The sequence below is a fragment of the Arthrobacter sp. 24S4-2 genome, assembly GCF_005280255.1.
In the GTDB taxonomy this organism is placed as follows: Bacteria; Actinomycetota; Actinomycetes; order Actinomycetales; family Micrococcaceae; genus Arthrobacter.
This window is the reverse complement of sequence record NZ_CP040018.1, coordinates 3,486,620-3,513,175: the sequence shown is the minus strand read 5'-3', so window position 1 is coordinate 3,513,175 and position 26,556 is coordinate 3,486,620. Positions and strand designations below refer to the sequence as shown.

The 26,556-nt window shown below is 58.9% G+C and carries 32 protein-coding genes; 14 read left to right on the top strand and 18 right to left on the bottom strand.

Annotated features, from left to right (window positions below):
* The first annotated feature begins 58 nt into the window (after nt 1–58).
* The 14 genes from FCN77_RS16365 to FCN77_RS26030 all read left to right on the top strand — a co-directional run bounded on the left by FCN77_RS16365 (nt 59) and on the right by FCN77_RS26030 (nt 9,385).
* The gene (locus FCN77_RS16365) at nt 59–1,141 is read left to right on the top strand and encodes an amidohydrolase family protein (RefSeq protein WP_137323122.1); all 1,083 of its coding nucleotides are present in this window, start codon (nt 59–61) and stop codon (nt 1,139–1,141) included.
* 85 nt (nt 1,142–1,226) lie between these two features.
* Nucleotides 1,227–2,102, top strand: coding sequence for a VOC family protein (locus FCN77_RS16360; protein WP_137323121.1), 876 nt, complete (start codon nt 1,227–1,229; stop codon nt 2,100–2,102).
* Nucleotides 2,103–2,203: 101 nt separating this feature from the next.
* Nucleotides 2,204–2,641: a hypothetical protein gene (locus FCN77_RS16355; RefSeq protein WP_175417287.1), complete on the top strand. Its 438-nt coding sequence runs from the start codon at nt 2,204–2,206 to the stop codon at nt 2,639–2,641.
* A 183-nt stretch (nt 2,642–2,824) separates the two neighbouring features.
* Nucleotides 2,825–3,247 (top strand): 30S ribosomal protein S16, encoded by a 423-nt coding sequence (gene rpsP, locus FCN77_RS16350; RefSeq protein ID WP_137323120.1) that lies wholly within the window; start codon nt 2,825–2,827, stop codon nt 3,245–3,247.
* A 1-nt stretch (nt 3,248) separates the two neighbouring features.
* On the top strand, nt 3,249–3,491 hold the full coding sequence (locus FCN77_RS16345; RefSeq protein WP_011692324.1) for an RNA-binding protein: 243 nt from the start codon (nt 3,249–3,251) through the stop codon (nt 3,489–3,491).
* Nucleotides 3,492–3,635: 144 nt separating this feature from the next.
* Entirely contained in the window at nt 3,636–4,229 is a 594-nt protein-coding gene (rimM, locus tag FCN77_RS16340; protein ID WP_137323119.1) for a ribosome maturation factor RimM, read from the top strand.
* Nucleotides 4,230–5,054: a tRNA (guanosine(37)-N1)-methyltransferase TrmD gene (gene trmD / locus FCN77_RS16335; protein ID WP_137323118.1), complete on the top strand. Its 825-nt coding sequence runs from the start codon at nt 4,230–4,232 to the stop codon at nt 5,052–5,054.
* 257 nt (nt 5,055–5,311) lie between these two features.
* On the top strand, nt 5,312–5,671 hold the full coding sequence (gene rplS / locus FCN77_RS16330) for a 50S ribosomal protein L19 (RefSeq protein ID WP_137323117.1): 360 nt from the start codon (nt 5,312–5,314) through the stop codon (nt 5,669–5,671).
* A gap of 83 nt (nt 5,672–5,754) precedes the next feature.
* Nucleotides 5,755–6,432, top strand: a complete 678-nt coding sequence (gene lepB, locus FCN77_RS16325) for a signal peptidase I (protein WP_137323116.1) — start codon at nt 5,755–5,757, stop codon at nt 6,430–6,432.
* Nucleotides 6,433–7,296: a signal peptidase I gene (lepB, locus tag FCN77_RS16320; protein ID WP_137323115.1), complete on the top strand. Its 864-nt coding sequence runs from the start codon at nt 6,433–6,435 to the stop codon at nt 7,294–7,296.
* Nucleotides 7,296–7,961, top strand: coding sequence for a ribonuclease HII (locus FCN77_RS16315; RefSeq protein ID WP_137323114.1), 666 nt, complete (start codon nt 7,296–7,298; stop codon nt 7,959–7,961). Before lepB (FCN77_RS16320) ends, FCN77_RS16315 begins: the two co-directional genes overlap by 1 nt.
* A gap of 73 nt (nt 7,962–8,034) precedes the next feature.
* The gene (locus FCN77_RS16310; RefSeq protein WP_003806068.1) at nt 8,035–8,361 is read left to right on the top strand and encodes a DUF2469 domain-containing protein; all 327 of its coding nucleotides are present in this window, start codon (nt 8,035–8,037) and stop codon (nt 8,359–8,361) included.
* 529 nt (nt 8,362–8,890) lie between these two features.
* Nucleotides 8,891–9,247 (top strand): YraN family protein, encoded by a 357-nt coding sequence (locus FCN77_RS16305; protein WP_137323113.1) that lies wholly within the window; start codon nt 8,891–8,893, stop codon nt 9,245–9,247.
* A complete protein-coding gene (locus tag FCN77_RS26030) occupies nt 9,248–9,385 on the top strand; it encodes a hypothetical protein (protein WP_175417089.1) in 138 nt (45 codons plus the stop codon).
* Here FCN77_RS26030 and FCN77_RS16300 read toward each other — a convergent pair.
* From FCN77_RS16300 to FCN77_RS16220, 18 genes are all read right to left on the bottom strand, one after another.
* A complete protein-coding gene (locus tag FCN77_RS16300) occupies nt 9,375–10,022 on the bottom strand; it encodes a hypothetical protein (RefSeq protein ID WP_137323112.1) in 648 nt (215 codons plus the stop codon). The genes FCN77_RS26030 and FCN77_RS16300 overlap by 11 nt on opposite strands.
* 53 nt (nt 10,023–10,075) lie before the next feature.
* Nucleotides 10,076–10,603: a hypothetical protein gene (locus FCN77_RS16295; RefSeq protein ID WP_137323111.1), complete on the bottom strand. Its 528-nt coding sequence runs from the start codon at nt 10,601–10,603 to the stop codon at nt 10,076–10,078.
* Nucleotides 10,603–10,863 (bottom strand): hypothetical protein, encoded by a 261-nt coding sequence (locus tag FCN77_RS16290; protein ID WP_137323110.1) that lies wholly within the window; start codon nt 10,861–10,863, stop codon nt 10,603–10,605. The genes FCN77_RS16295 and FCN77_RS16290 overlap by 1 nt, the downstream gene beginning before the upstream one ends.
* The gene (locus FCN77_RS16285; protein ID WP_137323109.1) at nt 10,863–11,396 is read right to left on the bottom strand and encodes a hypothetical protein; all 534 of its coding nucleotides are present in this window, start codon (nt 11,394–11,396) and stop codon (nt 10,863–10,865) included. The genes FCN77_RS16290 and FCN77_RS16285 overlap by 1 nt, the downstream gene beginning before the upstream one ends.
* An 8-nt stretch (nt 11,397–11,404) precedes the next feature.
* Nucleotides 11,405–12,526, bottom strand: a complete 1,122-nt coding sequence (locus FCN77_RS16280) for a hypothetical protein (RefSeq protein WP_137323108.1) — start codon at nt 12,524–12,526, stop codon at nt 11,405–11,407.
* Nucleotides 12,526–13,278 carry a hypothetical protein gene (locus FCN77_RS16275; protein ID WP_137323107.1) on the bottom strand — a complete coding sequence of 251 codons (753 nt, stop codon included), beginning with the start codon at nt 13,276–13,278 and terminating at the stop codon, nt 12,526–12,528. The genes FCN77_RS16280 and FCN77_RS16275 overlap by 1 nt, the downstream gene beginning before the upstream one ends.
* Before the next feature lie 12 nt (nt 13,279–13,290).
* Nucleotides 13,291–14,832: a hypothetical protein gene (locus FCN77_RS16270; RefSeq protein WP_137323106.1), complete on the bottom strand. Its 1,542-nt coding sequence runs from the start codon at nt 14,830–14,832 to the stop codon at nt 13,291–13,293.
* Between the two features lie 499 nt (nt 14,833–15,331).
* On the bottom strand, nt 15,332–15,733 hold the full coding sequence (locus FCN77_RS16265) for a hypothetical protein (protein ID WP_137323105.1): 402 nt from the start codon (nt 15,731–15,733) through the stop codon (nt 15,332–15,334).
* A 19-nt stretch (nt 15,734–15,752) separates the two neighbouring features.
* Nucleotides 15,753–16,133 (bottom strand): hypothetical protein, encoded by a 381-nt coding sequence (locus FCN77_RS16260; RefSeq protein WP_137323104.1) that lies wholly within the window; start codon nt 16,131–16,133, stop codon nt 15,753–15,755.
* Nucleotides 16,133–16,459 carry a hypothetical protein gene (locus FCN77_RS16255; protein ID WP_137323103.1) on the bottom strand — a complete coding sequence of 109 codons (327 nt, stop codon included), beginning with the start codon at nt 16,457–16,459 and terminating at the stop codon, nt 16,133–16,135. The genes FCN77_RS16260 and FCN77_RS16255 overlap by 1 nt, the downstream gene beginning before the upstream one ends.
* Nucleotides 16,460–16,513: 54 nt before the next feature.
* Nucleotides 16,514–18,037 carry a hypothetical protein gene (locus tag FCN77_RS16250; protein ID WP_137323102.1) on the bottom strand — a complete coding sequence of 508 codons (1,524 nt, stop codon included), beginning with the start codon at nt 18,035–18,037 and terminating at the stop codon, nt 16,514–16,516.
* Nucleotides 18,030–19,094 (bottom strand): phage portal protein, encoded by a 1,065-nt coding sequence (locus FCN77_RS16245; protein WP_137323101.1) that lies wholly within the window; start codon nt 19,092–19,094, stop codon nt 18,030–18,032. The genes FCN77_RS16250 and FCN77_RS16245 overlap by 8 nt, the downstream gene beginning before the upstream one ends.
* Before the next feature lie 221 nt (nt 19,095–19,315).
* Nucleotides 19,316–20,662: a phage terminase large subunit family protein gene (locus FCN77_RS16240; RefSeq protein ID WP_137323100.1), complete on the bottom strand. Its 1,347-nt coding sequence runs from the start codon at nt 20,660–20,662 to the stop codon at nt 19,316–19,318.
* A complete protein-coding gene (locus FCN77_RS27765) occupies nt 20,662–21,069 on the bottom strand; it encodes an HNH endonuclease (RefSeq protein WP_137323099.1) in 408 nt (135 codons plus the stop codon). The genes FCN77_RS16240 and FCN77_RS27765 overlap by 1 nt, the downstream gene beginning before the upstream one ends.
* Before the next feature lie 388 nt (nt 21,070–21,457).
* Entirely contained in the window at nt 21,458–21,619 is a 162-nt protein-coding gene (locus tag FCN77_RS26025) for a hypothetical protein (protein ID WP_175417286.1), read from the bottom strand.
* Between the two features lie 278 nt (nt 21,620–21,897).
* Entirely contained in the window at nt 21,898–23,466 is a 1,569-nt protein-coding gene (locus tag FCN77_RS16230) for a hypothetical protein (RefSeq protein ID WP_137323098.1), read from the bottom strand.
* A 236-nt stretch (nt 23,467–23,702) separates the two neighbouring features.
* Nucleotides 23,703–23,879: a hypothetical protein gene (locus FCN77_RS26020; protein WP_175417285.1), complete on the bottom strand. Its 177-nt coding sequence runs from the start codon at nt 23,877–23,879 to the stop codon at nt 23,703–23,705.
* A 1,144-nt stretch (nt 23,880–25,023) separates the two neighbouring features.
* Complete coding sequence (locus FCN77_RS16220; RefSeq protein WP_175417284.1) at nt 25,024–26,538, bottom strand: recombinase family protein; 1,515 nt, start codon at nt 26,536–26,538, stop codon at nt 25,024–25,026.
* Nucleotides 26,539–26,556 lie beyond the last annotated feature (18 nt).

Genomic DNA, 26,556 nt, shown 5'->3' with positions numbered 1-26,556 from the left:
GTGACAGCGGCAGGCATCGGCCGGCCGGTTGCGGGGCCGGCCGGATTAGGCTTGAGGCATGGCTGGCATCATCGAATTCACCGGGACCGTGCTCATCGGTCCCGACCGGGAACGGCACGGGCTCTGGTCCGTCGACGGACGACTGACGTTCAACCGGCCGCCGGCACCGCCGGACGCGGTGCTGGACGGGTGGGTGCTTCCGGGCCTGGTGGACGCGCATTGCCACATTGGCCTGGGCCCCGGAGGTGCAGTGGACGACCACACGGCCCACGCCCAGGCAATGACGGACCGCGACGCCGGCACCCTCCTGGTCAGGGACGCCGGCGCGGCCAGCGACACCCGCTGGCTGCAGCGCAGCCCGGACGCCCCGCGGATTATCCGGGCCGGCCGGCACATCGCCAGGTCGCGCCGATACCTGCGGGGCCTGGCAGTTGAAGTCGATCCGGACGGACTGGTGGAAGCTGTGCGCAAGCAGGCGCTCGCCGGTGACGGCTGGGTCAAACTGGTGGGGGACTGGATCGACCGCGACTCCGGTGACCTCGCCCCGTCGTTTCCGGCCGCCGTGGTGCGGGACGCCATACGCGCCGCCCACGACGAAGGCGCCAGGGTCACCGCTCACTGCTTCGCCGAGGACACGTTGGATGACATGCTGGACGCCGGCATCGACTGCATCGAGCACGGAACGGGCCTACTGCCGCGGCACCTGCCCCGCTTTGTGGAACAGCGGGTCCCCATCGTTCCCACGCTGATCAACATCGCGACGTTCCCGGAGATCGCAGACCGGGCGCAGGGGAAGTTCCCGCGGTACGCAGCGCACATGCGGGCGCTGTGGGAGCGGCGGAATGAGCGGATCCTGGAAGCGTTCGAGGCGGGGGTGCAGATCTTCGCCGGGACCGATGCGGGCAGCGTTATCAGCCACGGCCGCATCGTTGACGAGGTCCATGCGCTCAACGCAGCGGGCCTGCCGGCAACCGCGGCGCTGGACGCGGCGACATGGGCGGCGCGGGACTGGCTGGGGGCGGACGGCATTGCAGAAGGTGCCAGCGCCGACGTCGTGCTGTGTGAGCAGGACCCCAGGACGGATCCGGCAACCCTGCGAGGGCTCAGACACATCGTGCTGAGGGGCCGGCAAGTCCGTTAGGAATAAATTGAAGCTTCAAGTAATTTAGCTTTATGTATATCGTCGCCGAAAACCGGTGACGGAGTTCCGGAATTCGGGAGTTGCCATGACCGCAGAATCCAGCAGCAAGGACCTGCTGCCCGCCGACCTCACCATGGGCACTGTGATGCTCAAGGTGGGGGACATGAAGCTGATGACGGACTATTACCAGCGGGCGCTGGGGCTTGAGGCCGTGGCTGAGCAGGACGGCGGCGTGTACCTTGGCCGGCGCCGGAAGCCGCTGGTCCACCTGGCGCCGGCACCTGGCCTGAACCTGCCGGGGAGGGGTGAAGCCGGTCTCTTCCACACCGCCCTGCTCTTCGCTGACAGGGCTTCGCTTGCTGCCACAGTGGCCTCCGCAGCCCGGTATGAACCCCGGTCCTTCACGGGAAGTGCAGACCATCTCGTCAGCGAGGCCTTCTACTTCAATGACCCCGAGGGCAACGGCATCGAGCTCTACTGGGACCGCCCCCGCGAAGACTGGTCCTGGGAGGGCGACAGGGTGGTCATGGATAGCCTTGCCCTGCCCCCGCAGCGGTTCCTGCAGGAATACCTGACCGAGGAAGCGGTGAGCGGCCAGCGCGAGTCCCGGGCCGGCGTCGGGCACGTCCACCTTCAGGTGGGCGACGTCCAGTCGGCCCAGGACTTCTACGTCGGCACCCTTGGATTCGAGAAGACCGCCGGTTGGCATGGGCAGGCACTGTTCGTCTCGGTCGGCGGGTACCACCACCACATGGCCATGAATGTCTGGAACAGCAGGGGTGCCGGGCCCCGGAAGGACACCCTTGGCCTGGGAGAAGTCCTGATCGAGGTGCCGGAGGGGGACGATATCGGGGCTCTCGCCGACCGCCTTAAGGTTGCCGGCATCCGGTCGCACCACACCGGAGCCGAGCTGCGTTTCGATGATCCGTGGCGCAACCGGATCCGCGTTGCGGTGCGCTGACCAGCGCGTCCTTCTGGGTTAGGCTGAATCCGGAAGGCCCCGGGAGTCGCGTGGCTGCCCGTCAGGACCACCACACCGCCGACGGAATGAGGATGATTTCCATGGGATTCACCGAAATCTTTGTTTCCACCCACGATGAAGCACTCAAGCGCGCGGGGGCACTCGACGGCGGGGGACCCGCAGCCCCTGAGGCGCTCCGGATTCCGGACATCACTGATTTTGAAATTGAGCAGCTGGGCGATCTGGCCGGAGCGGCCGTGCACGCCTCAGGCGCGGACTATGAACTTGCCATGGTGGACGTTGCCAGCGATTCCCTGCTGGGCGTGCCGGCGGCCATGGTGCGTGCGCTGGCCGAACTGCTCAGCTACGAAACCGAGGGTGAAGGCAATGTCCTGGAGGATGTGGCTTCGCGATGGGCGGCCGAGGAAGACATGCCTTTCGGGTCCGTGCAGGCCCTCGGCTATGTTCAGCGGCTTGCTCGGCTGGCGAGCAGCGTGGATCCCAACACCCGTACGGGGCTCTACGTCTGGTCGTCTTGACCCGGCCGGGGTGTGTCAAGTCGAAATCCCGGCGCCGATCTGGCACAATGAACAGGTACTTGATCTGCGTGGCCCCTCTCTCCGCGTCTGGATCCTGTCCTTAAGAACCCCCCAGTATGGCCCGCCCCACGGGTGCAGAACGGCGGGTTCGACCCCGTTTCAGAAACAGGAGTGACCACAAAAGTGGCCGTAAAGATTCGCCTTAAGCGCTTTGGTAAAATGCGCGCACCGTACTACCGCATCGTCGTCATGGACGCACGCTCCAAGCGTGATGGCCGTGCCATCGAAGAGATCGGCAAGTACCACCCCACCGAAGAGCCCTCGTACATCGAGGTCGACACGGACCGTGCCCAGTACTGGCTCGGCGTCGGCGCACAGCCGTCCGAGCAGGTTGCCGCGATCCTCAAGATCACCGGTGACTGGCAGAAGTTCAAGGGCCTCCCGGGCCAGGAAGGCACCCTGAAGACAAAAGCTCCGAAGGACGCCTTTGTCACCCCGGAAAAGGGTTCCGTGATCATCCCGGAAGCCATCACCAAGAAGGCCAAGAAGGACGACGCAGCCGAGGCCCCCGCCGACGCTGAAGCAGAGACCGCCGAGGCTGAGTAAATTGCTGGCAGAAGCGCTCGAACACCTTGTCCGGGGGATCGTTGACAGTCCTGAGGACGTCAAGGTCAGCGCCAAGAACAACCGCCGCGGGGACACCCTCGAAGTGCGCGTTCACCAGGACGACCTTGGACGGGTGATCGGACGCCAGGGCCGCACGGCACGCGCATTGCGCACTGTCGTGGCGGCGCTGGCCGGTGGCGAACAGGTCCGGGTCGACGTCGTCGACACCGACCGCCGCCGGTAAACGCCTCCGCAATATTTGTCTCAAGTCCGGCCCCTTCACCAGATTACGGTGGAGGGGCCGGACTGTTTTCAGCACCAAGGCGGGCGCGGCAGCAGCACCCGCGCAGCAGACCAGCACAGAACGAATCCCGAAACAGAGGAACAGATGCAGCTTCAGGTGGCACGAATCGGCAAACCGCACGGCATCCGCGGCGAAGTGACCGTCCAGGTCCTGACCGACGCGCCGGAGGACCGCTTCATCCCGGGCACGGAGTTCCGTGTTGAGCCCGCGTCGGTGGGGACCCTTACCGTGGACAGCGCCCGCTGGAACAAGGACATCCTGCTGCTGGGTTTTGAGGGGATCGAGACCCGGAACCAGGCCGAAGGCCTGCGCGGGGCCAGGCTGTTCATCGAAACTGAAGAGCTCGACGAGGATGACGACGAGGGCTGGTACGAGCACGAGCTCGTCGGCCTCGAGGTGCGCGTTGCCGACGCCGTTGTCGGCAAGGTCTCGGGCCTGCACACCCTTCCGGTACAGGACCTCATCGTGGTGGAGGCCCCCGACGGCAAAGAGATCCTGATCCCCTTTGTTGAGGAGATCGTGCCCGAGGTCAACATCGGCGAAAAGTACATCCTGGTCACGCCGCCGCCCGGGCTGTTTGACATCAACGCGGACGACGCCGGCGGGTCGCCGGAAGCCGCGGACGCCGCGGACGGCGCGGCTGGGTCCGGCGACGCCAGGGCCGGAGACAACGCGTAAATGAGGATCGACGTCGTCAGCATCTTCCCGGAGTACCTTGCGCCCCTGGAACTTTCCCTGATCGGTAAGGCCCGCCAGGACGGCCTCCTGGACCTGAATGTCCACGACCTCCGGGCGTTCACAACGGACAAGCACCGGACCGTGGACGACACGCCGTATGGCGGCGGCGCCGGCATGGTGATGAAGGCTGAACCCTGGGCCCAGGCGCTGGCTTCGGTTGCAGCGGCCGGCGGTGCTGCCCCCGTCCGGAAGCCGGTGCTGATCGTCCCGTCCCCGGCAGGGGAGCGGTTCACCCAGGCGCTGGCCCACGAGCTCGCGGAGGAAGAGCAGCTCGTCTTCGCCTGCGGCCGGTACGAGGGCATCGACGAGCGCGTCATTGAGTGGGCGGTCGAGCACTTCACGGTCCGGCCCATGAGCCTGGGGGACTACGTCCTCAACGGCGGCGAAGTGGCGGTCCTGGCCATGACCGAAGCCATCGTACGGCTCCTTCCGGGCGTTGTGGGCAACCCTGAGTCCCTCGTTGAGGAATCGCACTCTGACGGCCTGCTGGAATACCCGGTGTACACCAAGCCGTCCACTTGGCGGGACCGCGAAGTCCCTCCCGTGCTGCTGAGCGGCAACCACGGCAAAATTGCGCAGTGGAGGCGTCACGAACAGTACCGCCGCACCGCCGAACGGCGGCCGGACCTGCTCGAGGTATTCGACGCCGGCAAGCTGCCGCGCGCGGACCGCACGGCGCTCGGGGACCTGGGTTACGACGTCGTTGACGGCCGCCTGCGGCGCCGCCCGGACGCGCGCGGGGACGGCGCCCCTGCGGAAGGCTGAGGCCGGCCGTGCCGTGTGCGGATTGGGGGAAGGTTGCGGATTAGCCGGAATCTCCCGGATGTGGCAAAATTAGTCCTTGTGCCTGCTGGGTACGCACCTGCCACAGGGGGAGCGTCGCCAACAGCCCGGCACCCCGGCCCGTCAATCAGTGATGGAGCCGGATCAGAAAACTTTCGGCGGTGATTTCCGGGCACGTTCCGGGCTTGGCCGCCGTGACCCAAAGTGGATGACCTGTGGCGTTCACCAGGAGTGGATCAATGCATATCCTCGATTCCGTAGATGCAGCCTCGCTGCGCACCGATGTTCCCCAGTTCCGTGCGGGTGACACCCTCAAGGTTCACGTGAACATCATCGAAGGCAAGAACTCCCGTGTCCAGGTATTCCAGGGCTTCGTCCTGGGCCGCCAGGGTGACGGCATCCGCGAAACCTTCACCGTCCGCAAGGTTTCCTTCGGTGTCGGCGTGGAGCGTACCTTCCCGGTGCACTCCCCGATCATCGACAAGATCGAGGTCGTCACCAAGGGTGACGTCCGCCGCGCCAAGCTCTACTACATGCGTGCACTGCGTGGTAAGGCTGCGAAGATCAAGGAAAAGCGCGACTTCAGCACCGCCAAGTAAGTCTCCGGACTTCCACGGCGGGTCCAGAACCCGGATCCGGCCCGCGCCGGAGCCTTCCGCAACAGCGCCACAGGATACGGATCATGGACCAGTCAGAACGCCAGCCCAGGAAACTGGGCTGGCGTTTTGCGTTCCTGGCCCTGGCGATGGCAATCCTGATCAGCGGCATCGTCCGTTCCGTGTGGCTGGACGTCTACTACATACCGTCGGCATCCATGGAGCCGCTGTTCGGTTCGGGTGACCGGATCCTCGTTTCCCGCGCTGATTTCCAAGCCGGGCCGATCAGGCGCGGCGACGTGGTGGTCTTCGATGGCCGCGGAACTTTCGCCCCGCTAAATAGCGGCAATGGGGCCCTTCAGGATGCCGTCGGCGCGGTGGGACACTGGCTCGGCATCACGGGCAGTGATACAACCTACATAAAGCGGGTCATCGGGATGCCCGGCGACCACGTGGTCTGCTGCGATGACCAGCAGCGGCTCACAGTGAACGGTCAGGCGCTTGAGGAACCATACCTTTATGGCGGCGACGCGGCGAGCAAGCAGAAGTTCAGCGTGATCGTACCGTCCGGACGGTTATGGTTGCTTGGAGACCACAGGTCCATGTCCGCCGACTCCAGGAGCCTCTTGGGCGCACCGGGCGGAGGCATGGTCCCGCTGGACCGGGTGATCGGCCGTCCGGTCCAGATCATCTGGCCACTCGACAGATTTGCGGCCGTGCCCCGGCCCGCAGAAATCAGCACAACAACGAAGGACGGACAGTAGATGCCCGAGACCGAACCCCGGACTCCTGATCCGCTCAACGGCGACCACACCGGAACCACCACTAACGGGGACCGCACCGCGGCCGCTGGCCCGGCGCCGGCTGAACCGCAGGCGCATGCAACCCGGGCGGATTCCAGGACTTCGGGTTCAAAAGGCTCGCATTCAAAGTCGGCCAAGGAAGGCAAGGCCCGCAGCCCGCTCTACCTCTGGCTCAAGGAAGTGGCAACGGTTGTGGTCATCGCCGTCGTGCTGTCCTTCCTCATTAAGACATTCCTGTTCCGGGCCTTCTACATCCCCTCGGAATCCATGGTCAACACGCTTGACGTGAACGACCGGATCTTCGTCAACCTGCTCGTGCCCGAACCCTTTGCCCTCGAGCGCGGGGACGTTGTGGTCTTCAAGGACACGAAGGGATGGCTGGTGCCCACGCCGGAGAAAGCTGACGGCCCCTTCACCTGGGTCCAGGACGGGCTCACTTTCGTTGGACTGCTGCCGGACAACTCGGAGCAGCACCTGGTCAAGCGCGTGATCGGCCTCCCCGGTGACCACGTGGTGTGCTGCGACGTCGGCGGCAAACTCACCATCAACGGCGACGCTGTGGACGAGAAATACATCAACCCCGCCGAGGTGCCGGACATCCGCAACTTCGACGTCGTCGTGCCGGCCGGCAAGATCTGGGTCATGGGAGACAACCGGAACCACTCCGCAGACTCCCGCGCCCACCAGGAAATCAACGGCGGCTTCATCGACATGCCCGACATCGAGGGCAAGGCAGCCGTCATTGCCTGGCCCATCAACAGGATCACCGGGCTGGGCAACTATCCGGACGTGTTCCGGGACGTTCCCCCACCGACTGGAAAATAATGTCAATCGCACCAACCCTCGACTATGAGCACCGCTTCCTGGGTTCCGGCGCCAGGCTGCTGGCCGGCATCGACGAAGTCGGTCGCGGTGCCCTCGCGGGCCCGGTGACTGTCGGCATCGCCGTCGTCGACCTCAACCGGCCTGTACTCCTGGACGACGTCCGGGACAGCAAACTCCTCAAGGAGTCCGACCGTGAGCGGCTGGAGCCCCTGGTGCGCAGCTGGAGTGTCGCATCGGCGGTTGGGCACGCCTCGGCCAGCGAGATCGACGCGATGGGCATCATCGCGGCGTTGCGCACGGCAGGGACCCGGGCCTGGCTTCAGATCCTGGCTGCCGGCGTCACCCCGGACGTTGTGCTGCTCGACGGCAGCCACAACTGGCTGTCGCCCGAGGTGCAGCCGTCGCTGTTCGACGACAGCCCGACGGGCCCCGGCTGCGATGCGCCGGTTCACATGCTCGTCAAAGCGGATATGCAGTGCCTGAGCGTTGCTGCAGCCAGCATCCTGGCAAAAGTGGAGCGGGACCGGCTGATGCGTTCGCTGCACGAGGAGTACCCGGCCTTCGGCTGGAACGAAAACAAGGGGTACGGCACGGCGTCTCACAAGGAGGCACTCAGGGTGTCCGGACCCACGCCCTACCACCGGGTGAGCTGGCAGATTCTCTGACCTTGCCGTTGTCCCGCCGCGCGTGGCGGAGTGTGTGGCCCACGCGGTGCCGTGAATAGTGCAAGATGGAAGCATGAGTGCCGAGGATCTTGAGAACTATGAAACCGACATGGAGCTGCAGCTCTACCGCGAATACCGTGACGTCGTCGGGCTGTTCAGTTACGTAGTCGAGACCGAACGGCGTTTCTATCTGGCCAACCATGTTGACCTTCAGGCGCGCAGTGCCGACGGCGAAGTGTACTTCGACCTGACCCTGCAGGACGCGTGGGTGTGGGATGTCTACCGCTCAGCGCGGTTCGTCAAGAGCGTCCGGGTTATCACGTTCAAGGATGTCAACGTCGAAGAGTTGCCACGCAACGAGGAGCTTGCCCTGCCCAAGGACGTCGACCTGGGCAACTGAACGCCGTAATCTTCGGTCCGAACTACCTGTTTTTCGCGGCGAGTATGGCATCCCCGCGGCCCTTAGCGCCAGACTAATGTATGGGATTGATTCGTTGTTCTGTTCCGACGGCGTTCCGCGTTGCGGAGGGGCCTCGCGTCGTGCAGACAAATCCCGAAGGTGCTTGAGGCGAGCTCCTTCGGGGCTCGTACCGGCGCCGCCTACCCGGCTGAAATCAGAGAAGATCTCACTATGAAAATACTCTGCTGGTTCCTTGGGCATATCTGGAGCAGCCATGCCGGCTTCTATGATGAGCGGCCGCATCAGTCCGCCCATTGCATGAGATGCGGAACCCGTGCATAGCGGCTCAGCCTAGCGGCGTTCAGCCGGAGATCCCTGTCTGACGCCCTTTCCGGGCGACCCTTAGCCGCTGCCGCGGCGGCCTGTCACCTCCCCTCCACAAGCCCCGTCTGCCCGTGGTTTCCCACATAGGGCCACGGGGCCATAGGCGTGCCTCCGCCGCTCCCGCAGGCTGGTTGCGGAGGTAAGAATGAGAGCTAAAGACTTGCTTGGCCGGCGCGGGGAAGAACTTGCGGCCGGATTCCTGGAATCACAGGGCATGCGGATCGTCGACCGCAACTGGCGCTGTTCCGAGGGCGAAATCGATATCGTCGCCCTGGACGGCGATGCGCTGGTGATCGCAGAGGTGAAGACGCGGAAATCCCTCGCTTACGGCCACCCGTTTGAAGCCGTCGGGGTTGCCAAACTCGCCCGCCTGCACCGGCTCGCGTCCGCCTGGTGCCGGGACCACGAACTCCGGATGCCGTTCCGCCGCGTTGACGTGGTTGCCGTTCTCGACGACGGCGCCGGGCACCCTCGCCTGGAGCATCTCAAAGGGGTGGGGTAGGTGGCCCTCGGCAGGACATATTCGGTGGCCCTCGTAGGGCTCAACGGCTACATCGTGGAAGTCGAAGCGGACATCGGCCAGACCCTCCCGGCCTTCGTGATCCTGGGGCTGCCGGACAGCAGACCCCTCAAGATGTAGCGTCGTTTTTCAGGGTCTTCAGATCGATCTGGCCGGGGTTTTTCAGCGCCTCAGCAACACGGGCAAGCTCGCCCGGTCCATTGAAATACTTCTCAATGGAGTTGAGTTGCCCCGAAAGACTCGTGTTCATGAGTACCAGCGCAGTCGCCGACTTGGCCCAAAAGTCGTTCGAGGCAGCTTGGAACTTCTCTTCGTCGATACCTCGGCGTTCGCTGATGGCCTCATCCACCAGACACATCAGGTCACCCTGCGAATTCATGACGTCGATTAGGGCGGACGTCACTACCGAAGTTTCGGGCAGCATGCTGACCGCGAACGTGGCTGTCGACATTTTGCCTCGTATTTCCATACACCGGGGTTCGTCCAATGCATGCTGTGGATTAGAAAAATGAGCATCGATGATGAGGTCCGTAAGCTCCTGTTTGGCTTCGTTGAAGGTCAGGTATAGCTCCCGCTTTTCGTTACGGCGGGCCTCGTTTATTTCGTGCTCCCTTCGGAGTTCCCACATCTCCTTGTCCGCGTCCCTTGATGCCTTGGCGTTCTTCATGTTAATAAATCCGGTTAGTCCCGAACCGAGGAGAGCGCCACTAATACCAGCACCGGCAGTAACAATCATTTTCAGGGTTTCAGCGTCCATGCCACAAACGTACACAGCGAAGGCCCGGAGTCAGGAATTGTTTGGAACCGCGTCTAGCTTCCGAAGACGATAGCCATAGCGGTTGCCTTGCGTGCCGCCGTCGCGGGTGTCGCGAAGGTTGAGGCCGCGTGTGTCTTTGTCTCGTACAGGGCACCGTCCACAACGCCCGGAATTCCCTGTATTCCCTGAGGGCCAGCGTCGCCGGTATCGCCTTTGAGAATCGCGTTGCCCTCAGAAGCAGCTACCGGCGTCACGGTCGCAAGATCCGTGGTCAGACCGGCAGGAACCTTGATGTTGATTGGTCGCTTGTTCCACGGAGACTGGCCCATCTTCAGGTTGAAGGTGACTGTGTAAGTCCAGTCAGTGGGATTCAGCAGAGCATCGTCAGTGGCTACCAGCCCCACTGAGAATGCACCGTTGACCAATGACGCGGTAACCGGTGTCGGAAGCGTGACAAGGCCGTCAGAGAGCAGCCAAGCAGCATCCGGCGTGAAGGTCACGGTTCCAATAATGGGATTGTCTACAGCAGCGGAAGTGTCACCGAAAGTTCCGGTTACTGTGCCGTAAGTTAGTGCGGTCATTAATTGCCTCTTAGGACTGCTTGGACGGCGGACAGGATCTGCTCATCGTTGATGACACCGACATTCTTTCCGGGGTCAGGAACGGATGTGTTCACGGCGTAGTCGTACTGCGCTTCGAATCCGGGCTGTGCGGCCATGGACCAGCGGTTGTCTTCGGCCCAACGGTCAGCCTGCGTGATGCCCTGAGTAGCGGCGCACGCGGTCACACGGTGAAGGAAGCCCTCATCCTTGGCTAGCTGGTAAAGGGTGCTGTAGCTCATTAGAGGATCACCTTTCGGACGATGCTCATGGAGCAGGTAGCAGTGTCGAAGAGCGCACCTGTGGAGTTCACACGGCCACGGATCTTCACAACGTCACCGGCATTGAGCTTGAGGTCATGGTTGGTGTCCACCTTGTCGTAGGCACCGGCACCGGAAGTAGCGGAACTGATGGTGTGCGTCAGGTCTGTTCCGTTGACTTGGATCATGACGCCGGTAGTCAGCGCGGCAACGTTCACACCAAGCTTCGCCTTGATGTCATAGATGCCGTTGGTTGGCACCGTGATTGATGCCGAAGAGGCAGCGTGCGTCATGTCCGATGTCTTGTGGTCTTCGATTTCCCACACGATGTCAGACCATGCGTTCGAGGTACCGTTTGCGGCCTGCATGTTCTTGCGGAAGATGACGGACGGCGGTGCACCAACCTTGTTGAAGGCAGCTTCTACGGACTCGGCCTGAGTCTGCTCCTGTACCGGAATGTTGGGGACTGCGGAACCGGCTGGAAAGTAGACGGCCCATTTAGTAGTTGTAGGCATTTCTTCTCCTATGAGATTGAGACTGTTTCGGGTTGACGGGTAGTAATGGACATCGAGCCGGAAGGCGGATGGAAGGTGACGGCACGGATGATCTGGCGTTCCAGATCACCTGTCGGTAGCTGGATGGTGGCCGTCATTCCGGGCCTGCACCAGTAAGCGGCAAGAGACTGGATGCGGATTCCACGGCCACGGGTGATCTTGTATTTCAGGACCGTTTGAGCGGCTGCGGTTGCCTGTGCCTGAGTGATCGGGCCTTGGCGGTCCTCTACGTACGTGTTCCAGCCGATGGCATCCACGCCGTAAGTTCCGGTACTCGGCACGTACGCCTCGCCGTAGATGGTCTGATCGACTCCTGCCCCGTCCTTCCACGTGTAGGTCAGGATGACGGAGTTGAAGAAGTCTTCACGCTGAAGGGCTGTATCGGCATCGAAGATCGTTCCATCAGGACCGGTGTAGAGCTTGTGTGCGGAGACACCGGCCTCGGCTGCACGTGTGGTGATGTGCCAGCGTCGGTCTTCACCGGCATAAACCCAGACACCGGCACGGCCAGCCGCGTCCGTCATCAGGGAATCGAAGGTGTTACTCACATCGAGGGCCAGTTCGGTAAAGCTGTTCACTCCGTAGCCGGGAGGAAAGTCCGAGACGATTTCCGGAACATCCGGATAGACAGCCTTCGTAGCCGCGTAGGTGACGATTTCGTTGATGCCGGTCTTAGGCGGTACGGCGTCAGTTGAGCGGCGCTTGGCGTCCTGTGCGCGGGCCTCATCAGAGGAAGCGGTAAGGCGTAGCTCATTGGCAGGACGGAGCACTTCACGCGTGCGTAGGTGAAGATCCGCGATTTGGTGGACGTCCTGAGTCTTCCCGTCATAGACGTATCCGGCACTGATCTTGACGCGGCAGTTTTTGCGAGGGTCCAGAGCATCAAGGGTTGCCTGATCCTCCGGAACCTTCGCCGTGATGTCCGCCTGAATGAACGGAGACCATGACTCATCGAAAGTGATGGACAGGTCTTCCACATCCAGTGCGATAGGAGGACCGGACACAGGGTACGCGGTGGCCGAATATACGTGCTCCACACTCTGGCGGATACGCAAATCAACGTCAGACAGGAAAGGATCTGTAAGTGCCATTAGATCTCCTGCTGAATCGTCAGGTCATCGAACGTGGCGAACTTGGCCGCTACCTCATCGAAGGACGCGTATCCGCCAGCAAGCGCGTTGAAGTCCCAACCAAGGGCACCGGCCAGCGGACCAACTGGACGTTTGATTTCGACGTAGTCAACGGCCAGCGCCCAACGCGTAGCCTCTTCACCCTGAGCGGAGAACGGGCTGACGCCTGTTGCGGAGCCGTGAAAATACATATCCATGCCGGTCACGTTCTGTTTGAGCATGACCACTTCGCCGCGTGTGAAGACCGTTTCAAGGTCTCTGGCGGTCTGTAGGGAGCCACAGAAGATCTGCATCGAGCCGGTGCGGGTTCCCAGTGGTCCGAAGCTCACCAGAGGATCAGCGCGGCCTATGACGGTGTGCACGGTGGAATGGGACTGGCGGTCAGATCCGTACGCAGTGATGGACTCGGCCTGTAGCGCGTAGTTCGGCATAACCGGGACCATCAGCCACGGCTTATCCAGCACGAGTGTTGCTGTGGTGGAAGCTCCGGAACCGGCGTCAATCACCGAGTACGTGCCTAGCCCTGCTGCGGCTTCGTAGTCAGAGAGGATCAGGGTTCCGGAAGAGCCGGTAGGAAGCTGACCCTGAAGGGTGCGAACCTCAGCAATGCCGTTGGCATCGTTGCGGAGAACGCGGCTGACAGCGCTGTTGTAGGTAATGGACAGTTGGACGGATGCGGTAGCGGTGTCGGGGGTTGCGGTAATAGTTGTCATGGCGTGAAGCGCTTACGGGGCAAGCGCCCTGCCTCCTCTCGGTGCGAAGTCAACGAAGACTTTTCCGCCGGTCATTCCGGACACGTAGTTATCAACGGCGCTTGTATCGCCGGTCTTTACGTCTACGGATATGTGACGGCCAACGTTGATGAAATTGCGAAGCTTTTCTTCCGCGTCGGGGATGCCGTTGAGGTTCACGTCAACGTCAACCTTTTTCGGGGTCTTCAGGATGGTGTCGATGAAGGCTGCGGCAGCATCGCGTGAGCCGAAGAACTTGGTTGCCTGATCAATGAGTTGATCCCTTTGAGCGGCAACCTTGGCGTTGACTTCATCGGTGCTTGCCCCTGCATCGATCTGAGACTGTGCATAAGTGTTGATGGATTCGGCAGTGTCGAGAACTGCCCTTTGGTTATCGCGGGATTCCTTGGTGTTGTCCGAAACTTTGGCGTTGGAGTCAGCCAGCTTTGTAGCTAGATCTTCCTGAGCATCAGCAAGATCAAGCTCTGAAGTAACGGCGTCCTTGTTGGCATCGGCAAGGTGGTTCTTCAGATCAAGCTGTTCCTGTAGAACGCCGTTCTCTGACTTGCCTACGTTGATTGCATCCCATGCTGCGCGGTTGGCATCACGTACGGCGTCGGCGTTCTTCTGAGCAGCTTCACGCTGATTCTTGAGTGCTTCCGTCTGCTTGGTGGTCTCGATGCTGGCGTTGGACTGTGAGCCGCCAAACTCGTCATAGGTGCGGCCAGCATCGTCAATCTCCCTGTTGAGATTCTTGAATTCAGCGTCAGTGTCCTTGAGGAAGTTGATGGAATCATCCATCGTTCCGTGAGCACCCTTGAAGGCGGATTCCCACTGAGTACCGGCCTTGCGGGATTCTTCCTTGACTACGTCGAAGCCGGACTTGGCGTCGGACTGCCAGAGTTCGAACCATTCCTTGGTGTCCTGAACAGCCAGTCCCCAGTCCTGCATGCGGGACACAAAGTCAACCTTGTCCATGACGCCTCCTGCGTCACGGATTTCGGCAGCGAGACCGAGCATGTTTTCTTTTGCTTCGTTGGTCTTCTCAGCCGTATCCGTCAGCGCGGTCATGGCAAGACCGATACCCACAGCAGCGAGTGCGCCCATTGCCATACCGGCTGGACCGAAGCCAGCAAAAGCGTTAGCAGCTACTTCCTGCAAAGCGCTAGCGGCATCTTCAATGGAACCGAAGCTAGCAGCGGCTTCCTTGGCTGTGGACTTGGATTCGTCCTTGAGTTCGGAGAAGCCTTCCCCGGCCTTGGCGGTTCCGGCCTTGACGTCACGGCCAACGGTTTTGCCGGTGGTCTTGGCGGTGTCCTCAACATCCTTTAGAGCACCGACAATGTCGCGGTCGATCTTCTTAGCGGCATCGGACATATCCGATTCAAGGTTCTTGCTGGCCTTGTCACCGGCCTTGCTCAAATCCTTGAGACTGTCCTGAACTTCGTCAAAGGCATCCGCTACTTTGGATACTCCTTTTTCCGCGCCGTCAGCATCGACGGTGATCGGAATTTCAATGGGCCTTCCAGAAGCCATGGTTAACCTCCTACGGAGTCATAAATACGTTTGGTTATGGTTTGTACTGAGAGCGAAACAATGCGCTTGGTGGCCCTTCCAGCAGCCGGGTACACGACGTATCCGCCGCGTCTACGGCTAGGTAGCTGGCGTGAGGATCTGCGGGTTACGGTGTGGCGCTTGCCGTTGGGGGATACGCGTGAATAGCGCGTATATGAGTTTCTGCGGCCTGACCCGAATTCGGCAGCGCGGACCAGTTCAGCCGGGGTAGCACCGCCTGAGAGTTTCTTGTTGGAGCCACCGGCCTTGAGTGTGATGACCGCTCCGGCCTTCACGGTGTTGCCGGTCTTGAAGATGCGTGAAGAGATAGGCGTTGCGCCTAGACCTGAGGCAACTTCGGATTTCCAGATCGGTCCCGCCTCCGCACGCTGATACTTCCTGAGGTCATTCCTGATCTCATTCGGCATCCTGCGGAAAGCTTTGTTCGCCGCACGAAGGCGGGACTGATCTGCGGTGATCATTAGACGCCGTATACGAACGTCGGCTGTCCGTTGACGGGGAGTGAAGCGTTGGAGGTAGCCACACCAACTGCTCCACCGAACTCAGCCGGTGCCTTTACAGTGACGCTGACAGTGATGGACTGTGTTGCGGTTCCGGTCGGCTTGACAACAAGGGTCTTGACCTGACCGTGAAGGGCAAGCAACTTGGCCTGAAGGGTGCTGTTCGCGGTCAGATCCTGTCCAAACTCAAGTTCAGCCGTCCACTTGAGAATGCCTGTCTGAGTCTGAGTGACGCCAGATACCGGAACCCAAGTCGTGTCTTCGGATGCGGCGGTGAGTTTGACGGAAGTAATCGCGTCAGCGTAGGAGATTGCATCAAGAGTCACGTCTGCGGTCTTGATGTTCATGATTGAGTGAGCCATTTGTTATTCCTTTCAGGAATTAAGCGGAAGCTTTGTAAGGGTTTTCGGTGTTAGCCGTGAGGTTGATTTCGTAGCCTTGGTATTTGTCCGAGAAGGTTGCGCGTTCTGCGGTGCTCCACTGGATGTAATTCAGGGCTTGCACGCTTCTCAGGACTGCATCAAGCGCGTCCTCTAGTTCGTTCTCGGCAACGTCGGTTCCGATCTTCGGACCAATGACAACGATCTTCAGAGACTCGGTAACGGCGGCTAGCTGAGGGGCATTCGTCAGGGTCTCCCTGTAGACGCTCACGTAGACCTTTGTGAGGGCTTCCGGAAGCGACACAGGGAACGCCTTGACGATGAATCCCGCGTTGTCGGCCTTGATCTTGTCCGCCACCATCTGACGGATAGCCTCAGCCATTAGCGGAGCCTGCCTAGCGGGGAAGTCTTCGGACGGAGAAGGTCACGCGCTAGGTAGATGAGCGGAGCAACCGGGATAGCCAGCCCGTCAGGACCGAACTCTTCACGATTGCCGCCGCTCATCTTTGACCAGATGTCACGGGCAGTGATGACCTCAGCCATGCGGTAGTTGCCGGGGATTGAGGCACCTTCAGGAAGGACAGGCGCATAACTGACGCACAAGCTATTGGCTGTCGATAGCAGTTGATCCAGCAACACTGAATCGATGTCTGCGGCTTCCGGCCAGATGCTCTGGATGAATTCCTCATTGGCGTAGTTCCAATACATGCGCCTGTCCTTTCTTGAGAGTGAGTGTCATTCGCAGTAAGCGAATTAAAAAAATTAGGAGACCTTGCGGATTCCTCGGATGTCGTTAAGGATCAGCGCGTAGTAGCCGAAGAGTGCTTCGTCCATTCCGCCCTTGCTCACGTCGATTGCCTCAACGCGGATAGGGGAGCCGCCAAGCTCAAAGAAAGTGATTGCTTCACGAGCGCCAACGTAGACATCGTTTGCGGCGACATCGGCGGAAGGGATGATTGTGAAGCCAGCGAGTGCGCCACCTTCAAGGCCTAGGGAGGACTGAAGGTACTTGAGGGAATCGTGTTCCTTGGTCAGGAGCAGATCGCGGTAAGCAGCACTTCCAAGGATTGCGAAGGACGGCTGAGCGAAGTCGATCATGGCGAGAGCGCCGTCAACGATCTTGGCAGCAGCAGCGGAGACACCGCTGGGGACTGTTCCAGCAGTTACCGGAGTGCTGTTTGCCTTGATGAAGTTGATGACCTTGGCGTCAGACTTGAGCGCGTAGTCGGTAGCAGCACCACGGAGGATGGATGCAATGGTGTCGGAATTTCCGAAGTCAACAAACTTGCGGTCAATCTTGACTCCACCGGCAAGGCGGGATGCTTCCTGAGAGTAGTAAGTGGAAGTGACGCTTGTGGACGGGATATCCGCAAGGTCTCCCGCGTAGTCTCCAACAGTCGGACGTGCGTTCCACTTGAAGCCTTCAACCTTCCAGCTTGTCAGGTTGCCTGACATGACCAGCGGGACGTACTTGCGCTGGTATTCCTTACCGCTCCAAAGCTCGCCAAGCCAAGTGGCCGGGTGCTCAACGGTGTCCTTAAGTGCAGTGTTGGTGATGGTGGACAGCGCAGCGTGAAGGGTCTCTTCACCGACGATGCCGGATGCCTCAAGAGCGGCAGCAAGCTTGACATCGCGTGTGCCGTAGACCTGTGCGATAAGAGCGGATGCGGAGCGGAGGTTCTGAGGCTCTACAGCACCGTTGTTGGATGCCTGTAGTTCGGTCGGAACCGTTGCGTTTTCAGTCATATCAGTTTCCTTTTCAGGGTTAGTTGATGCTTCGGCTTCTGCCTCAGCGTTGTTTTCCTCTTCCACCGGTTCCGGCTCTGAGGGAGTTTCTGGGAGGTCTCCGAAGTCGGACGCCACAAGCTGTGCGTCAGCGAAGGCGGGACGGACCACGAGACCGGCACCGGAAAGGATTCCGGCTGTGAGTGCACCTGAGCGGATCACCGGGGAATCAATCTCCACGGAGATGCCCGTACGGAGACCGGAAGCGGCTAGCTCTAGTGCGTCGTTGCCAGCAGTGGTACGGGCAATGGAGACAGTGGCAAAGAGACCTTCATCGGTCTCTTCGATCAAGGCGAACTTGCCCACCGGCTGGCGGTAGTCGTGCTCAAGGTTCACCGGTAGGCCGGTCACGTTCTCCGGGACGGTGATTGCACCTTTGGAAGCGGTGATCTTGCCTAGGTTGGTGGAGCCTGTGGAGCCGTAAGGCAGGAGCTTGAAGCTCAGCGTGCGGTCATCTACGGATGCGGTGAGCAGTTCACCGGAGACTTTAAATTCAGACATTAGGGATTCCTTCAGGAAGTGGAGTTACGGTGTTCCCCTTTGCGGAGACATGAGAGTTGAATGAGGAATAGTCAACGGAGATTTTGATTCCGGGAGGCGTGCAACTGTCCTGTGATAGGGAGTCGGCCAGCGGCTCTGTCCATGTCTTTAGGGAAAGTTCAAGCAATTCGTTACGCTCATCAACGGCATTGTTGTAAGTGTTTGAATCGCCATTGGTTCCGTCGAGAAGACCGACAGTAATTCCAAGATGGTTGGCCAAATCCTTACGCAAGGACTCCCTGCCTTCGATCATCAGAGCGTTTGCAGAATCCGTGGCACCAAATCCGGAAACATCAAGGCCATATGGAACATAGACTTTTCCGCCGCGTCCCTGAGTAAGGGAGTCGTCAAGTTGTAGAAGCATGTCGTCAATTTCTGCTTGCGACGCTTCGATTACCTGAGTTTCCTTGATGAGAACAACAGGCTCCGGAATGGCTGTGCGGTTGTTAATCGTCTGCGTGATGTTGCGGTACTGACGGATTGAATCGCGAGCAACTTCGAGGAAGCCAAGCGGCATGAGCGAGGGCACAAATACGTAGTCCGAAGCAGACACTTTTTTGCCCTGAACAACGATGTTTCCCTGACCGTCTTTGGTCCAGTACGAATGCGGTACGTGGCGGAAGTCAGCGACATATCCGGCATCGTCGCGAGCTACGGACAGAAGGGCTTCGTTGTAAAAAATTAGATCCTGAAGAATCCCAGCTTGGCGCTTAGCCGGTGTGATAGCGCCGTCAGTGTGGGTCAGCCAAGGAAGCTCAACCGCTTCTCCGGTGATGGTGTTGGTAGCCAGCAGGTTCAGTCTCGAACCAAGGGAAGAATAGATTTGGATTCCGCGATTGACAGCGGGAACCGTGAGCGCCGTAGCTGCATCGACGGGGAAGGCGGAAGTGTCTGTGTCAGGGAAGAGGGCAAGGGCCAGCGTGGACGGGGAGAAGAGGCCCGTTACCTGTGTGGACTGCGGGAAGCCTGTAGCGGGATTGTATTCCGCGATCTGCTTCGCCTTGCTGAAAAGACCCAATTGAACTCCAAAGTGACAATCAAAAGCTGAAGTGGATGCACTTCAGGTACTGCTTGATTTGATTTCACTTTGGCAATTAAGGCCGGTGTTAAAGAAGATCGGTGGCGGTTGGAAAATCTAAGGTAAACCAACCGCCACCGGAACAGAAAGAAAGCCCTCTTTCTGTTTCCATCACTCTTCTATTATACCATACTCAGTATGTACAAAAACAGGGAGGTGTGCTATAGGCGCATGACTCCACGCGGTTTGTACTCGCTCTTGAGACGCTTACCGGAGGCCACAAACAATGCTGCGGAACCGGCACACAATGCGGAGATATCCGAATTGCTTGCCTTGCGTCCGAAGAGTCTTGTCTCACCATTCCAGCGCCACACAACTGCTTCTGCTGAAAGGTCCAAAGACGCACTAGTTGCGTGGCGTAGCGTGCCGTCTGCAAGTGCCTGAGAAATGAAAGCGGCACCGGCCCCAACTTCCTTGAGCGTGAGCGCTTTCAGGCGGGAAGTGTTGGCACGCGGCAAGCGTCCGTAGGCCTGTACAACTTGGACGTTGAAGCCAATTGGATCGTAGGCAATTTCCAGTTTCGGATTTGCTGCTACAGCCTTCTGGATTTCCTTGGCTATCCAGTTGGTTCCGGCTCGGTGGTCCATCACCTGCATGAATGCATTTCCGTCAGCGTCAATCCAAGAGGCTGTAAGGCTGGCGGATATGCCGTCAATTGCACAGTCAAAAGCAAGGGTCCAATTGCCCTCCGGAACGGCCTGAGGGTCCACCGCTGTTGCCTCCCACAGAGGGGCTGGAAGGGCGCGTGTGACCATATCGGGAGGCCACTGGCCCATGTACTCCATTGACCATTGCGGACCCGTTAGAGAGGCTCTGCGCGCTCTCATCTTTTCGATGGTGGTAAGAGTTCCGATGCCGGGATGAGTGTCTAGCCAGACCTGTTCATCTTCGATGTCCGCGTGTTCCGGTGCTGCGTACTCGGAGATTGCGTGACCGGCGAGACCCTGACGGCCGGCCTCAAGCGCGTTGTAATACCATCCGGCCCTCTGTCTTCCGGGAGTTCCGCACAAGAGGAACATTCCGTCTTCCACGGTATCGAGCAGAGGGGCTGCACCCTGACGGATGTCCTCGGACTTCTCCGGATCAATGGCTTGAAATTCGTCAATCAGGATTACTGAGGCCGCGTCTCCACGGAAGTTGTCAGGGTCCGGTGAGATGGAGTGAAGGCGGGAACCGTTGGGGAAGTACATGGAAAGATCCCCGGCACCACGGAAAATCCTTGGTCCGCCTTTGTCTTCCGGGTAGTGGCGATCCAGACGGCGAGCCGCTGACAGGTAGCGCTCTCTGGACTTCTGTCCGGACTGTGCCGTAACCACAACTTCAAAGTCTTCATTGAGGTCACACATGCCCAAGATCCACGCCCAAAGAATCGTGGTCTTACCAGCGCGGCGCGGCCAGCAGACAGCGGTAGTCTCATGGCGTTCATCCAGCAGCTTCGCTAGTTCGATCTGGTGCGGGTGAAGTGTCCAGCCAAGCATTTCTGCGCCTCTTAGCGCTGCGGCGCTCATTAGTTTCCACCATGTGGAAGCGCGGAGACAAAAAAGGAAGGAGCGGGAACCAGGGTTCTCAAGCCTGCGTCAAAAAAACTTTTGAGCGCGGCGACGTTCCAGAATTTGTGAGTGCGTTCGGACTCAACAGCACGGACTGCTTTGGCTTGTGCCTTGCGTGCGTTGCCTAGCTTCCCTCCATGCCTGCGGTTACAGGCTGAGTGACTGACGGTTAGGTTGCTGAGGTTGTGACTGCCGTCGTGTGCCTGTGCTTGGATGTGGTCCACATCCCACGAGATGCCCTGTGCCTTGCACTCAGCAGCAGAGGGGATGGTGATCCCGCACCGGTAGCAAGGGAGTGGTAGTTGGTGCGCGAGCGTGGCTCTAGCGCCGGTGACCTTACGGCCTGACCAATTGGATGATGCCATGACGATGTGACCCTTTCGGGGTTTCGATTCGTCATTGCGGCAGGATCGTTAGATCAGTGGCTCTTTCTCCGGTTGCCTGTTCCGTGTGCACCTATTGTGCGGTGGCTGTCTATTCCAGCCTGTCAAGCATTCCCGCTACGGTTTCCGCTCATAGTGTCTGAGGATCAATTCAATAGCCACTAGGGCTATGAGCAGTGGTATCCACATGACAGGCGGAATGATGAATAGGAATTCCATAATCACCTCCGATTAATGGAAGTGTCCTACCATCTATTATATCAGTCAATTACATTGTTGATAACGGTTCTCAAGTCTTCCGCAATGTCTTTCATGCGGCTCACGTGGTGCCTTACCAGCATCCAGCACACCACCAGCAGTAGGGCCGTGATCACAGTCCTAGCTCCTGTCGGATGATTGCTCGGATGCGGTCTTCTTCCGCTTTAGCTGCTGTGCGTTCGTCGTCCAGTTCATCCGTGATCTGTCGTGCGATTGTCGATCCAAGGGTCTTGCTTAGACGGTTGAAGGTCTCGGTGTATTCGTGCGGTTCCATTGCTTCGCTCCTCAGCGATAGGTGTTTGAGGTAGCGTCATGCGGCAATATCGTTGCGTCTTGATGGTGCTAGGGGCTTTGAACGCTTTGAACCTTCAAAATCGCAAAACCCCTTTTCTATAGGCATATAGGCCTTTTAGCTATTTCCTATATATCTACTACTTTTTTAGAAAAGTACGTTCATAGTGTTCAAAGAGGGGTAGATGGTGCCTACTTCCCTGTGTTTGCAAGGAAGTAGGCTGAACCCATCTTTGAACGCTAGGTGTTCATTTGAACGGACTAAGCCGCTACCTTGGCGAATTGAACCGCTGTGACCTTGTAGCCACCGGAGTTCTTGACCTCATAGGAACCTTGAATGTGCTTTCTGAACGAAGCTTGGTTCAAAAGTTCGCTGCGGTTGACTGCGTGGGACGTGCACCACGACACGTAAGCCTGATGAAGGTCAGCAAGTGTGATGCTCTTGGATGTCGGAAGTTCGGGATCAAAGACCAACGTTCCCGCGTCCCTCATCTCCATCACGAATTCGAGCGCGTTGGATTCCTCATCACGAGTCTTACGCTTGAGTGCTTCCATCGTGTCCGTCTTGTCCATGCCTTCGGCCAGCATGTAGACGTAGTGCTCAAGTAGCCAGTTGACGATGCCGGAACGTTCATCCAGCAGCTTCTCCGAGAGGTCTTCATCTGCCTCGTGTCCGGTCAGGCTGTTCACTTCGAATGTGTGCGGGAAGTGGATAGGTGCCACACGTGCGAACGTTGCCGGATTCATGGAGTCAACCTGTAGGCCTTCGTTGGATGCCACGAACATGATGCCCTGAGGCTTCCAGTATTTTTCGGCAATGAACTTCTGTTCGGACTGGCAGGTGTCGCCGCCTGTGAACTGAAGGATGAACGGAACATCGAGCTTCTTAGTCACTTCGGAGAAGCCTAGGTAGCGGGCTTCTTTCATGGCGTCCCTGTACTTCAGTGCGTCCCTGTGCGTGATCTGGATAGCGTCACGGTTCGGCTCTGCGTAGTAGCTACCGGCCAGCGAGTGGAAGAGGTCGTTGTAGGTGCTCTTGCCTGAGTTGGTGGCTCCCTGAAGGCTGACAATCGTCTTGGTCTTCTTAGGGGAGCCGATGAGCGCCCATGCCGTTGCCTTACCAAGGAACCTGACCTGTCCAGCGTCGGCCACTGACTCTGAGAGGAACTTGCGCAACACCGGAGCACCGGCACCGGGGATGTAGTCAGCATCAAAGTAGCGGTAGACGGGACGCTTGGCATCGTGCGGGAAGAGCTTGATGCTCTTGTTGATGCTGAGGTCTCGCTTGTCGATGACTCCGTTGCGGAGTACGAACCACTGACGGTCATCATCGAAGTGTGCATTGGAGACAGTCACCTTGGCGCGGACCAGTTCAACCACGGAGTTGATACCGGCGTTGGTGGAGAGTCGCTTGATGATCTCGTTGCGCTCTCTGAGGAAGGCTTTGTTGTCTCCGTCTGAGTCTTCGGTCTTCTCGTTCTTGGGAAGCTGACGGTAGAAGTAGCTGATGCGCTCGGAAGAGGCCTTCATGGCGTCTTTGGCTGCAATGACTACCAGCTTGGGCAGGCTCTCCACGGTAAGCGGCTCATGGATGATGCCGTTCCAGAGGTACCAGCTTTTGTTACCGGGGATGTAGGTCAGTGCGCCTTTGAGGCGGTCAACGATCTTGTTTGCTACGTCGTCTTCAGTAGCGGGGAAGGCTTCACGCGCCTTGCCGGGGGATAGTTCAACCTCGTGTTCAGTGATGACCATTGAGGTGTGAAACGCCTTGGCCCATTCGGTGGGGCCTAGTTTGTACTGGTCAGAAAGTGTGGATAGTGGACGTGTCATGTGGGTTGTTCCTAAGGGTTGTTGTTTCGCTCATGTGAGCCTCTTTTCGTCATTTTTGTTTTGAGTTGATTTGACTTTTCCGGTCAACCCATGTACCAGAAGGTGGTATAATTAAAGGGTCGGCTGGATATTTATTCAGTTGGATCAGAACGTCTCTTCGTGTGGATTTTTCGCTCTGGTTAGTTCATTTGTTTGTTGGAAGGCTCTCCCGGTTTGCTCCTACCGGGGGAGCCTTTCTAGTTCTCGGACGCTGCTTCCTGTGCTTCGAGTTCGTGAATCCTCTGCTCAAGCGTTCCCACTTCGCGGGCTGCTTCGATTGCCTTGTTCTGGAATCGGACAACGCGGTTGCGTGCGTGGGCCAGAGTTGTTCGGGCCTTGACCAGTTCGGTTCGTTCGTAGTTCGTTGGTGCCATTTCAAAATTCTTTCGTGTAGGGCTTGCTTAATCCGTTGTTGTGTAGTAATACAGTATATCACAGATTTGCAGGCGCAAATAGTAGTCCTCTCTATACCCAGTTGTCAAGCTAATTCAGTAAGTATTTTTCGGAGCCTCATCTTGTGGTCCGGACATGCCGAAGCCCCTACATCTTGTGGTTTGATCCACTTCAGTAGGGGCTTTTACAACGATTTGGTAACGGAGGGCTGTACCAACTACGTCCAACGGAGTTCCACGAGAACCAAAGAAACCCCGCCAGCCAAACGGCCAGCGGGGCTTCCCATCTATCTAGTTATCGCGCTTCCACGTACCTGAAGCCTCGTGGAAGGTGGCGGTGAACGGGTGAGGATGCTCGGGTGATCCCCAGAAGAAGCTCTGTTCGCCGTCGCTTGCATCGTCTGACGGCTTAAGCCGTTCCCGGCTCACGGCTTCCGCCGTCCTGCGCCGTTCCGGGTTGCGTCAACCGGGATGTACGACTGTCCCGGTTTCGGCGTCGGCGGGAGAGTGTTGCCGCGTATCGCGGTACGTTCTTCGCCTGTCCGTCCGCCGCGAGGGCCAACGATCTCGTACTGTCCTGACAATGGGGCATCTTGCCCCGGTTTGAGCTTGTCGCTCACGGCCACTCCTAGTGACTAGGTTTGGCTCCCGACTCTCTCCGTAAGACACGCCGACGATTTGTCTTGATCCAGTCTTGAGGATGTAGGCTCTTTTCATCCCGGTCGCATGGGAATGAAAACAGCCTCAGTCGGTAAGCCCTTGAACCTCAAGGCGGATTACCCTGAGGCTTTTTCATGCCCAACTTCAGGCACTCCGTTAACACTACATGTAGTGCAAGCGCCTCGAACGAACCCCAAGATGATGTATTACAAGTATGTCATTTGGTGCACCGTTAATCCACAGGTGCGGGGGTGAAGAAACCGCAGATTCTAGCCTTTTTTGGGTTCGTAATCCACACCCTGTGGAGTACTTAGCCACATCTAGTTCCCTGCGTGTCGTAGCACACGCGGCGTGTCGCCGTAGTGCCGCTGGCGCGTCGCTGGGCACACACGAGGGGCCTTGAGGTCCATAGGAAAACCCCGCCAGCAGTGCCAACGGGGTTCCTCAGCGGTGATACATCCGCCGCCTACAGCTTACGCGGGATGATCTTGACCTCTTCCGCGTGGTTCCGGTCGGGGTCACGCGGACTCTTGGCGGTGGAAGGCAGGACAACCACAGTGTCAATGATGAGGCTGAGAGCTTCCCTCAACCGTGCGGTTGCCTGTTCGCTAACCTCCTCGGGTGCATCCTCCCATTCGCCGTCTGGACGTTGCCACATCTTCGGGCGCTCATCTGAGAAGCCCATCAGCTTTGAGCCTTCAAGGATGCGCTCATGCACGTCCGCTACCGGCACCAAGGAAGCAAGATGAGCCTGTGCACTCTCCACCGCTGACTCAGCGTCCTTGATCGTCTCCGCTTTCTCGGCCAGCTTGGAAGCGCTGACAGCGGCAAGGATGCCATGCTCATAAGCCCAGTCCGCATAGCGGGAGTAGTCGGCGTGTGCGGTCTCTACAGCGGCTTGAGAGTCAGCAAGAGCTTTCTCAGCGGCCTTCCGGGCTTCCTCATTACTCGGCATAGCGGATGCCCATTCATCCAAGTGGGCACCAAGCCAGAACCAAACGCGGGTAGTCACGATGGACTGACGGCGGAAGACACCTTTACAAGCTCCCTTGCCTTCCGCGTTGTACTTGGCGCACATGAGTTGACGCCTGCCCCGGCTGTCGGAGTGGCTGAGCATCTTGCTTCCGCACAGTCCGCACACCACCAAGCCTGAGAGCATCCAGCGCGGATTCTTCGGTCTGACGTTCATCTTCCGGTCCTTACGTGACTTCCGGTAAGCGGACCATTCCCCGGCTGACAGGATCGCCTCATGTGCGCCGTCAACGATGATCGGTTCCTCACCCTTCTTAGGTACCCATGAGATCTTTCCGGAGTAGAAGACCTTATCCAGCAGATCGAACATGCCTCCGGAGTACCAGCCACGAGGACCGGGAGCCGGAAGGCTGCGTGCGCTGAAGTCCTCACAGATACTCCGGACGCCTTCACCGGATGTGTAGCGTTCGTAGGCTTCCTTGAGGATTGCGGCCTCTTCCGGATTCTTGATGTACTGACCGGCTACCTTGTCATACCCAAACTGAACCTTGCCTGACGGCGGCAGGCCCTTGGAGAGCCTGAGCATCAGAGCTTCGTTCCACTGTTCGCCTTTGACGTTGGATTCAAGTTCGGCCATGCCCAACATCATTGTCAGCGAGAACTTGCCCATAGCGCTGCGGTCGATCTGCTCCAAAGCGCAATGGACTTGTCCCTTGGCCTCCTCCTCAATGCTCTTGAGGGTGATCAGACCATCCAAGGTGTTGCGGGCAAATCGGGACCAGCGCCAGACTAGGAGGCCTTCGGCTTCCTTGTCCTTGATCATCTTGAGTGCCGTCTGAAACTCCGTGCGCTTGGCGATGGTCTTGCCTGAGATGCCTCTCTCATTTAGGACTTGAACAACCTCCCATCCTCTGCTCTTGGCGAAGGACTGGCAGGCGTTCTCCTGTAGCTCATGCGTAACCGATTCGTCGCGGTGTTTCGACTGCCTTGTGTAGATGATGACCTTCATGCACTTCATGCTACATAA

Excerpts from the sequence above, each read along its gene's own strand:
- FCN77_RS16365 (WP_137323122.1), top strand. The coding sequence starts at position 59 with ATGGCTGGCATCATCGAATTCACCGGGACCGTGCTCATCGGTCCCGAC.
- FCN77_RS16360 (WP_137323121.1), top strand. The coding sequence starts at position 1,227 with ATGACCGCAGAATCCAGCAGCAAGGACCTGCTGCCCGCCGACCTCACC.
- FCN77_RS16355 (WP_175417287.1), top strand. The coding sequence starts at position 2,204 with ATGGGATTCACCGAAATCTTTGTTTCCACCCACGATGAAGCACTCAAG.
- rimM (WP_137323119.1), top strand. The coding sequence starts at position 3,636 with ATGCAGCTTCAGGTGGCACGAATCGGCAAACCGCACGGCATCCGCGGC.
- trmD (WP_137323118.1), top strand. The coding sequence starts at position 4,230 with ATGAGGATCGACGTCGTCAGCATCTTCCCGGAGTACCTTGCGCCCCTG.
- rplS (WP_137323117.1), top strand. The coding sequence starts at position 5,312 with ATGCATATCCTCGATTCCGTAGATGCAGCCTCGCTGCGCACCGATGTT.
- lepB (WP_137323116.1), top strand. The coding sequence starts at position 5,755 with ATGGACCAGTCAGAACGCCAGCCCAGGAAACTGGGCTGGCGTTTTGCG.
- lepB (WP_137323115.1), top strand. The coding sequence starts at position 6,433 with ATGCCCGAGACCGAACCCCGGACTCCTGATCCGCTCAACGGCGACCAC.
- FCN77_RS16315 (WP_137323114.1), top strand. The coding sequence starts at position 7,296 with ATGTCAATCGCACCAACCCTCGACTATGAGCACCGCTTCCTGGGTTCC.
- FCN77_RS16310 (WP_003806068.1), top strand. The coding sequence starts at position 8,035 with ATGAGTGCCGAGGATCTTGAGAACTATGAAACCGACATGGAGCTGCAG.
- FCN77_RS16305 (WP_137323113.1), top strand. The coding sequence starts at position 8,891 with ATGAGAGCTAAAGACTTGCTTGGCCGGCGCGGGGAAGAACTTGCGGCC.
- FCN77_RS16300 (WP_137323112.1), bottom strand. The coding sequence starts at position 10,022 with ATGGACGCTGAAACCCTGAAAATGATTGTTACTGCCGGTGCTGGTATT.
- FCN77_RS16295 (WP_137323111.1), bottom strand. The coding sequence starts at position 10,603 with ATGACCGCACTAACTTACGGCACAGTAACCGGAACTTTCGGTGACACT.
- FCN77_RS16290 (WP_137323110.1), bottom strand. The coding sequence starts at position 10,863 with ATGAGCTACAGCACCCTTTACCAGCTAGCCAAGGATGAGGGCTTCCTT.
- FCN77_RS16285 (WP_137323109.1), bottom strand. The coding sequence starts at position 11,396 with ATGCCTACAACTACTAAATGGGCCGTCTACTTTCCAGCCGGTTCCGCA.
- FCN77_RS16280 (WP_137323108.1), bottom strand. The coding sequence starts at position 12,526 with ATGGCACTTACAGATCCTTTCCTGTCTGACGTTGATTTGCGTATCCGC.
- FCN77_RS16275 (WP_137323107.1), bottom strand. The coding sequence starts at position 13,278 with ATGACAACTATTACCGCAACCCCCGACACCGCTACCGCATCCGTCCAA.
- FCN77_RS16270 (WP_137323106.1), bottom strand. The coding sequence starts at position 14,832 with ATGGCTTCTGGAAGGCCCATTGAAATTCCGATCACCGTCGATGCTGAC.
- FCN77_RS16265 (WP_137323105.1), bottom strand. The coding sequence starts at position 15,733 with ATGGCTCACTCAATCATGAACATCAAGACCGCAGACGTGACTCTTGAT.
- FCN77_RS16260 (WP_137323104.1), bottom strand. The coding sequence starts at position 16,133 with ATGGCTGAGGCTATCCGTCAGATGGTGGCGGACAAGATCAAGGCCGAC.
- FCN77_RS16255 (WP_137323103.1), bottom strand. The coding sequence starts at position 16,459 with ATGTATTGGAACTACGCCAATGAGGAATTCATCCAGAGCATCTGGCCG.
- FCN77_RS16250 (WP_137323102.1), bottom strand. The coding sequence starts at position 18,037 with ATGTCTGAATTTAAAGTCTCCGGTGAACTGCTCACCGCATCCGTAGAT.
- FCN77_RS16240 (WP_137323100.1), bottom strand. The coding sequence starts at position 20,662 with ATGAGCGCCGCAGCGCTAAGAGGCGCAGAAATGCTTGGCTGGACACTT.
- FCN77_RS27765 (WP_137323099.1), bottom strand. The coding sequence starts at position 21,069 with ATGGCATCATCCAATTGGTCAGGCCGTAAGGTCACCGGCGCTAGAGCC.
- FCN77_RS26025 (WP_175417286.1), bottom strand. The coding sequence starts at position 21,619 with ATGGAACCGCACGAATACACCGAGACCTTCAACCGTCTAAGCAAGACC.
- FCN77_RS16230 (WP_137323098.1), bottom strand. The coding sequence starts at position 23,466 with ATGACACGTCCACTATCCACACTTTCTGACCAGTACAAACTAGGCCCC.
- FCN77_RS26020 (WP_175417285.1), bottom strand. The coding sequence starts at position 23,879 with ATGGCACCAACGAACTACGAACGAACCGAACTGGTCAAGGCCCGAACA.
- FCN77_RS16220 (WP_175417284.1), bottom strand. The coding sequence starts at position 26,538 with ATGAAGGTCATCATCTACACAAGGCAGTCGAAACACCGCGACGAATCG.